Here is a 7,335-nt window from a genome sequence, read left to right as displayed (position 1 = left end):
GACGCCTGACGACGACGATCAGTGATGGGAGTCTGGCGCACCCTCGAACTACCGACGTTATCGAGGCTATAGCTTTGATAACGTCGGTAGACACCGCGACCGGATGCCTCGCTCGCTTCAACGGAGTCCCACTCCGTGCGACCTCTTAGTCTTCGACGTCGTCGAACGGCAGCACGAGAGTGCGGAGCAAGCGGGCCAGCGCGGTTTGGTCAGTGTCGTCGATGTCGGCGAGGATCTCGCGCTCGTGGGCCAGCAGGCTGTCCAGGGCAGCGTCCACGGCGGTGCGCCCCATGTCGGTCAGCGCGACCTGGACGGCGCGGCGATCCTGCTCGTCACGACGGCGGGTGACGAGGCCACGTGCGGTGAGCTTGTCCACGCGCGTCGTCATGGTGCCGCTGGTGACCAGTGTCTGGGCGAGCAGGGTTCCGGGTGAGAGCTCGTACGGCGGGCCGGCGCGGCGCAAGGCGGCGAGGACGTCGAACTCCCATGGTTCCAGCCCGTGGGCGGCGAAAGCCGTGCGTCTGGCCCGGTCGAGGTGGCGCGCGAGGCGGCTGACCCGGGAGAGCACCTCCATCGGGCGGATGTCCAGGTCGGGCCGCTCTCGTCGCCATGCCTGGACCAGCCGGTCGACCTCATCTGTGGACACGCCTTGGACTTTACGGGCCAAGAATCTTGACTTCAAGGAAGTTAGTCCGCGAGTATGTATCTTGACGTCAAGATAAATTCGGAGGTGCGGGCTGTCAGCGGGCCGCGGACGGTGCCGATGTGGCTATGGGTGTGGCGATATCGGCTGGTGGCCGGCGGTGGTGTCTGGCATCTGCGGGGTGAGGAGAGGAAACGCGCATGTGGGATCCGCAGCAATACCTGATCTATGGTGACCAGCGCGCCCGGCCGTTCCATGACCTGGTGGCGCGAGTCGGGGCGCAGCGGCCAGCGAGCGTGGTCGATCTGGGCTGCGGCCCGGGCGGCTTGACGGCCGGGCTGGCTCGGCGCTGGCCGGAGGCCCGCATCGTCGGCGTCGACTCGTCGCCGGAGATGATTCAGCAGGCGCGCGCAGCCGAACAGGGACACGAGCGGGTGGAGTTCGTCCACGCCGACCTGCGCACCTGGGCGCCCGATGGCCCCGTGGACGTCCTGCTCAGCAATGCCACCCTGCAATGGGTGCCCGGTCACCTGGCGTTGCTGCCGCGACTCGCCTCGTTCGTCGCTCCGGGTGGTTGGTTCGCCTTCCAGATCCCGGGCAACTTCTCCGAGCCGTCGCACACCGAGCTGCGCGACCTGGCCGCGTTGCCCCCGTGGTCGGAACGGCTCGATGTGACCTGGCCGTTCGCGCACACGCCCGCCGAATACCTGAACGCGGTGCTCGACGCCGGTCTCACGGCCGAGGTGTGGGAGTCCACGTACCACCACCTGCTGGACGGCCCGGACGACGTGCTGGAGTGGCTGCGGGGCAGTGCGCTGCGGCCCGTTCTGGCGCAACTCGACGACGCGGAATCAGCGGAGTTCGTCGAACTGTTCCGGGACCGGCTGCGCCGCGCGTATCCCGCCGGCCGGCACGGGAGCATCCTGCCCTACCGCCGGATCTTCGCCGTCACCCAGCGCCCCCTGCCGTGATCATCAACCGCTGGCCGCGCCATGACCGGTCTCACCGTTGATGATCACGGCAGGGTAGCGTCGGCGGAGCCGTTGAGGGCGGGGGCCTGCTCCAGACCCGTCAGGCCGTTCCAGCAAAGGTTGACCAGATGTGCGGCGACCGCGGTCTTATCCGGATGGCGTACGTCGAGCCACCACTGCCCCGTGAGCGCGACCATGCCGACCAACATCTGTGAGTACATCGGGGCGTACCGGGCATCGAACCCGCGTGAGGTGAACTCCGCGGCGAGCAGGTACTCCACCTGACTTGCCGCGTCGGAGATCAGGCTGGCGAACCCGCCGGTGGATTGCGCGACGGGCGAGTCCCGCACCAGAATGCGGAAACCGTCGGTCGAGGTCTCGATGTAGTCCAGCAGTGCCAGCGCCGCACGTTCGAGCAGGACCCGTGGATGGCTGTCGGAGTTCAGCGCCGTGGTGATGCTGTTCAGCAGACCTTCCATCTCTCGGTCCACCACGACGGCGTAGAGGCCCTCCTTGCCGCCGAAATGTTCGTAGACGACCGGCTTGGAGACCTTCGCACGGGTGGCGATCTCCTCGATCGACGTGCCGTCGAAGCCTCGTTCGGCGAACAGAGCGCGGCCGATATCGAGTAGCTGCTCCCGTCGTTGCTTGCCGGTCATCCGCACTCGACCGCCCGCTGCCTGGGTTTCTATCGCACCGTCCGTGTCCACTGGTCCATCATGCACCCCACAACCGGAATCTTTGACCGTCCCGCGTCACTGCGGGTAACCTTATGAAGGTTTTGCTGCCAACGGGTATCCCGTTAGGTGAGGCGTCTGGCGTGTATGCGTCTGCTGCCCAGAAAAATCGAGAGATTCCAATGGGCTGAACAGGCCGCGGCCGAATCAAGGTCCGGCTTAACGCAGACCGGCGGCCGAGAGGTTGCCTAGACGTGCAGTGCTGAAGCTCTGACGTAGGGATGCGCTGGTCGATGTGCCAGGCTGCCCTGTCGTGGGTTCACGCCTCCCCTCGCGGTATGTCCGTTCGATGACGCGCGTTGCGAAGGAGGTGGGGGCGATGCGAAGTCGATCATCTGTGACCGATGCGGAGCCATGCCATAGTCGCTGGTTCCTCAGACGCATTGACGCTGTCCTCATTTCATCCTCATCCGAGCGCGTCGCCGTGTACACCGCCTGTTCAGCAGGGGCGTGCATGCTCTGACGGGCGCCGGGTGTGCGGTGTGACCTTTGACGTGAAGGAGCGCACCCATGCGCGTTGGTACAGATGCCCTGCCCGTGCTGTGTCAACCGGCTGACACAGCACTGTACGAGATGACACCGTTGTGCGCGGTGTGCGTGCGCACCTTGATCGATTTCGGGCGGTGTGACTCGTGAGTGAAGACTTTCTGGACTTGCTGAAGGACCAGGACCTTCCGTACCTGAAGGACTGGCTCAGCACACAGCCGCCGCACACGATCGCCGCCGAGCTGGTACGCGTCGACGCCGCGGGTATGGCCTTGGTGTTCCGCCTGCTCGACAAGGGTAAGGCGCTCGCGGTCTTCGAGGAGCTCGATCCGTCCGACCAGCAGGAGATCCTGTCGGGGCTGCGGGATCGCGCCTTCCGCGAGCTCGTCGAAGAGATGGACCCCGACGACCGGGCCCGGCTGATCGGCGAGATTCCGGCCAAGGTGGCCCGGCGTGTCCTGGCCGGGCTGAGCCCTTACGAGCGGCAGATGACCGCCGCCCTGCTCGGCTACCCCGAAGACTCCGTCGGCCGGATGATGACGCCCGAGGTGGTGGCGATCCATCGCAACCTGACGGCGGCGCAGGCTCTCGACGTCGTGCGGACCAAGGGCGCCAATGCGGAGACCGTCTACACGCTGCCGGTCGTCGACGACGGGCGGCAGCTGGTAGGGGTCGCGTCGCTGCGGGATCTCGTCACGGCGGATACCGGCCAGCTGGTGGACGAGCTGGCCGAGAAGGACTACGTCTCGGTTCGTGCCACCGACGACGCCGAGTACGCCGCACGCCTGATGCGGGACGCCAACCTGCTGGACTTGCCGATCGTGGACAGCGAAGACCGGGTGCTCGGCTTTCTGACCATCGACGACGCCATGGAAGTGGTGGAGGCCGCGGACACCGAGGATGCCTACCGGCAGTCCGGTTCGGAGCCGCTCGCGGGCGCGTACCTGCTGGCTGGGATCAGAACGCTCGCGACTCGACGCGCGCCGTGGCTTCTCCTCTTGTTCGTGGCGGCCATCCTGACGATCAACGTGCTCGACGTCTTCGAGGGCAACCTGGCCGAGGTCACGGCGCTCGCCCTGTTCATCCCGATGATCACCGGGGCGGGCGGGAACACCGGCGCGCAGGCGGCGACGTCGGTGGTGCGCGCGCTGGCACTGAACGACGTGCGTCCGAGGGACCTGCCGGCCGTGCTGTGGCGGGAGGCGCGCGTGGGCGCGCTGCTTGGGATCACACTCGCGATCGGGGGGATCGGGATCGGCCTGCTCTTCGCCGACTTCGAGCTGGCGATCGTCATCGCGATCTCGTTGCTCGCCGTGTGCACATGGGCCGCGATCGTCGGCGGCTGCATGCCGTTGCTCGCGAAGAAGCTGGGTATCGACCCGGCGGTGGTGTCGACGCCGATGGTGGCGACGCTCGTCGACGCGACCGGGCTGATCATCTACTTCATGACCGCTCGCGCCATCCTCGGCCTCTGACGAGATCTCGCGACTTCGATACCGCCAAGTGCGCTTCACGAGCCGGATGGGCCCCTGAGCGAACCTGACGGTATCGAAGTGGGCGAAATCGGCTCAGGGGGCGATCAAGGTCTGCTCGCCGCCGTAGTCGTCGACTCGCTTGCCTTCGACGCGCTCTGGGCTCGGCCAGCGGGCGTCCCGGGCCCAGCCGAACTTCTCGAAGAGCCAGATGAGCCGGGCGCTGGAGTCGATCTGCCCCTTCAGAACGCCGTGCCGGGCGCTGGTGGGGTCGGCGTGGTGCAGGTTGTGCCAAGACTCACCCATGGAGAGGAACGCCAGCCACCAGACGTTGCCCGACTTGTCACGGCTGTAGAACGGCCGGTCGCCGACGGCGTGGCAGATCGAGTTGATCGACCAGGTGACGTGGTGCAGCAGGCCGATGCGGACGAGCGTCGCCCAGAAGAAGGCGGTCAGCGCGCCATGCCAGGACCAGGTGACCAGGCCACCGACGAGCGGCGGGAAGAGCAGCGAGAAGGCCACCAGCAGTGGGAAGGCCTTGCTGATCCGGGTGATGTCCTTGTCCTTGAGCAGATCCGGCACGTACTTGCGCTGGTCGGTCCGCTCGACGTCGAACATCCATCCCATGTGGGCGAAGAACATGCCTTTGACGAGGGCGGGAACACTGTGGCCGTAGCGCCACGGAGAGTGCGGATCGCCCTCCTTGTCGGAGTACTTGTGATGCCGGCGGTGGTCGGCGACCCAGCGATTGACGGGCATCTCGATGGCGAGGCTGCCCGCGATGGCCAACGCGATCTTCAAGCCCCGGTTTGCCTTGAAAGCCCGGTGTGTGAAGTGGCGGTGGAAACCGACGGTGATGCCGTGGCCGGCGATGGCGTACATGACGACTAAGAGGACGATGTCGAGCCAGCCCAGCCAGCCGCCCATCCAGGCCAGCGGGACCGCTGCGATCAATGCGAGGAACGGCAAGCCGATGAAGAGAGCCAGCGCGATGCGCCGGCCCGTCGTCGGAGTGTCACCGTCGAACGCGCCGAAGGCGTTGGCCTCGGGCTCGGCCGTGGCGGATACGTCATGCCCGGCGGTGGCGGAAACGTCAGGCTCGGACGACGGTGTCTTCCCGCGAGCGGCGGTGTCGGTGGGAGCCATGGCGGTTCCTCCGGATCTTAGGGATACCTTTCCTACGCAACCGTAACCTACGACGCCGTAGGTACTGAAATCTGTCCGAGTTGTGAGTACTCGCCCCGGCGATCGCCGCCTCCGGGCGGTGCGTGCCATGCCGGTCAGTCGGAGTCTGTGCCTCTCGCAGTCGCAACGGCGCGTAGAAGTATCCAGTCCGTCCCGATAGATGTCGGTAGCGCTCATCAAGTGCCAGCTAAATCGCGTCGCATTCGATCATCGTCCGCGTGGGCGTCGGCTCGTCATGTATCGAACAAGTGTTTGTATTTAGCTCGTTATGCTTGTAGAATCTGTCTATGACAACCACACGTTTGGTCGATGATGACGAACTTGCCGACAAGGTTCGCGCGATGCGTGAATCTGGGGCTTCTTACGCCCAGATCAAGGCCGAGCTCCACATCGGCGCCAGTACCATCAGCCGGATCCTCGGCGTCTATGGCAAAGGGCGTGTCAAGCCCAGAGTCTCGGACGAGGTCCGTGGGCGTGCTCGAGCGCTCCGGCAAGATGGATGGTCCGTGCCGGAGATAGCCGAGGAGCTTGGTCTCGCCAGGAGTACGGCGTCGCTGATCACGAAGGACATTGCCTGGCAACCGACTCCGGACCGAAAGGCGCGCGCCAAGCAGGCGGCGCGTATGCGGTGGCATCGTTACAACGAGCGACGGGAGAAGGAGCGCGAGCGGATCATCAATGAGATGGCCGACGAAGTCGGCGATCTGAGTGACCGCGAGCTCTTGCTGATCGGCGCCACCATGTACTGGGCTGAAGGGGCGAAGAGGAAGCCCTGGAACTCGACGGAAGTGCTCCAGTTCATCAACAGCGACCCGGATGTGATCCGCATGTATCTTGAGTGGTTGCGGCATCTCGGAGTGCGCCCTGATCGATTGAAATTCAGGGTCCACATCCATGAGCGTGCCGATGTGGCCGCTGCTGAGCGCTTCTGGTCGGACCTGGTGGGCGTCCCAGTCGAGAGCTTTCAGCGGACCACGTTGAAGAAACACAACCCGAAGACGGTGCGGAAAAACGTGGGAGACAGCTACAAGGGCTGTTTGATCGTTGGCGTTCGAAGGAGTTCCAGCGAGTATCGGACCATGAATGCAGTGTGGCAGGGGATATGTCGTGCCATCGTGAGGCGCACGTCAGTATCAAACTGAAACCGGGCTGTGCGTGGAGGTGGTGACTCGCGGGAGTGACCGGCCGCCGCCTCCGCATGTATCCCTGGGCGGTATTCTGGGTCTTGGCTCATCGGCAATGATGGTTGAAGTCGGAAACGACTTGACAATCGATCCGCTGTGGTGTAATCGGCAACACATGGCACTTTGAATGCTAAATTCCAGGTTCAAGTCCTGGCAGCGGAGCTTAGATCGAACTTAGGTTCGTTTTGATTCCCGCAGGCGCGCTGCCTTGCTGATGGCGTGCCTTGGTCCGTGTGGGTGGCGAGCACATTTCATGTCGGGGGTTCGTGTGGCACGCGATCGGGGGAGTATCGTCAGGAGCGTTCCCGCCCATCGAAGCTCAGGAGCGAGCCCGCGTGACTCAACGTCCCGCAGCCGTCGTCGTCCTCGCCGCGGGCGAGGGCACTCGTATGAAGTCGTCCATCCCGAAGGTGTTGCATGAGCTGGCCGGCCGGAGTCTCGTCGGCCACGCGGTCGTCGCGGCGCAGTCCTTAGAACCTGACCATCTCACCGTCGTCGTCGGACACGGGCGAGATCAGGTAAGCGCGCATATCGCCGGCGTCGCGCCCGACGTCACTACGGCCGTCCAGGAAGAGCAGCTCGGCACCGGGCACGCTGTGCAATGTGCGTTAGAGACACTGCCCGAGTTGCATGGTGTCGTCGTCGTCACCTATGGCG

The 7,335-nt window shown here is 65.0% G+C and carries 7 protein-coding genes, 1 tRNA gene and 1 riboswitch; of the genes, 5 read left to right on the top strand and 3 right to left on the bottom strand.

Annotated elements, in window-relative coordinates:
* Positions 1-145 precede the first annotated feature (145 nt).
* Positions 146-646: a MarR family winged helix-turn-helix transcriptional regulator gene (locus ELR45_RS22450; protein ID WP_240760052.1), complete on the bottom strand. Its 501-nt coding sequence runs from the start codon at positions 644-646 to the stop codon at positions 146-148.
* Between the two features lie 197 nt (positions 647-843).
* Between ELR45_RS22450 and ELR45_RS22445 the strand changes: the two genes are divergently transcribed.
* On the top strand, positions 844-1,614 hold the full coding sequence (locus ELR45_RS22445; protein ID WP_129668340.1) for a methyltransferase domain-containing protein: 771 nt from the start codon (positions 844-846) through the stop codon (positions 1,612-1,614).
* 44 nt (positions 1,615-1,658) lie between these two features.
* Here ELR45_RS22445 and ELR45_RS22440 read toward each other — a convergent pair whose 3' ends face one another.
* Positions 1,659-2,273 carry a TetR/AcrR family transcriptional regulator gene (locus ELR45_RS22440; protein WP_129668463.1) on the bottom strand — a complete coding sequence of 205 codons (615 nt, stop codon included), beginning with the start codon at positions 2,271-2,273 and terminating at the stop codon, positions 1,659-1,661.
* A 132-nt stretch (positions 2,274-2,405) separates the two neighbouring features.
* Positions 2,406-2,579: riboswitch (M-box (ykoK) riboswitch) on the top strand.
* A gap of 404 nt (positions 2,580-2,983) precedes the next feature.
* Between ELR45_RS22440 and mgtE the strand changes: the two genes are divergently transcribed.
* The gene (mgtE, locus tag ELR45_RS22435; RefSeq protein WP_129668339.1) at positions 2,984-4,312 is read left to right on the top strand and encodes a magnesium transporter; all 1,329 of its coding nucleotides are present in this window, start codon (positions 2,984-2,986) and stop codon (positions 4,310-4,312) included.
* A gap of 93 nt (positions 4,313-4,405) precedes the next feature.
* Here the strand turns inward: mgtE and ELR45_RS22430 are convergent, their stop codons facing one another.
* The gene (locus ELR45_RS22430; RefSeq protein ID WP_129668338.1) at positions 4,406-5,455 is read right to left on the bottom strand and encodes an acyl-CoA desaturase; all 1,050 of its coding nucleotides are present in this window, start codon (positions 5,453-5,455) and stop codon (positions 4,406-4,408) included.
* A 326-nt stretch (positions 5,456-5,781) separates the two neighbouring features.
* On the opposite strand from ELR45_RS22430, the gene ELR45_RS22425 reads away from it, so the two are divergent.
* From ELR45_RS22425 to ELR45_RS41370, 3 genes are all read left to right on the top strand, one after another.
* A complete protein-coding gene (locus ELR45_RS22425; protein ID WP_205857062.1) occupies positions 5,782-6,636 on the top strand; it encodes a helix-turn-helix domain-containing protein in 855 nt (284 codons plus the stop codon).
* 132 nt (positions 6,637-6,768) lie between these two features.
* A tRNA-Gln gene (locus ELR45_RS22420) sits at positions 6,769-6,840 on the top strand.
* A gap of 227 nt (positions 6,841-7,067) precedes the next feature.
* Positions 7,068-7,335: NTP transferase domain-containing protein (locus ELR45_RS41370; protein ID WP_420813935.1), on the top strand; the 268-nt coding region annotated here is incomplete at its 3' end.

It is taken from the genome of Phytoactinopolyspora endophytica (assembly GCF_004138495.1).
Classification (GTDB): Bacteria; Actinomycetota; Actinomycetes; order Jiangellales; family Jiangellaceae; genus Phytoactinopolyspora; species Phytoactinopolyspora endophytica.
The sequence above is the reverse complement of the archived record's forward strand: the minus strand, read 5'-3'. Positions and strand labels throughout refer to the sequence as shown.

Coding starts and splice junctions, on each gene's coding strand:
- ELR45_RS22445 (WP_129668340.1), top strand. CDS start 844: ATGTGGGATCCGCAGCAATACCTGATCTATGGTGACCAGCGCGCCCGG.
- ELR45_RS22440 (WP_129668463.1), bottom strand. CDS start 2,273: ATGACCGGCAAGCAACGACGGGAGCAGCTACTCGATATCGGCCGCGCT.
- ELR45_RS22430 (WP_129668338.1), bottom strand. CDS start 5,455: ATGGCTCCCACCGACACCGCCGCTCGCGGGAAGACACCGTCGTCCGAG.
- ELR45_RS22425 (WP_205857062.1), top strand. CDS start 5,782: ATGACAACCACACGTTTGGTCGATGATGACGAACTTGCCGACAAGGTT.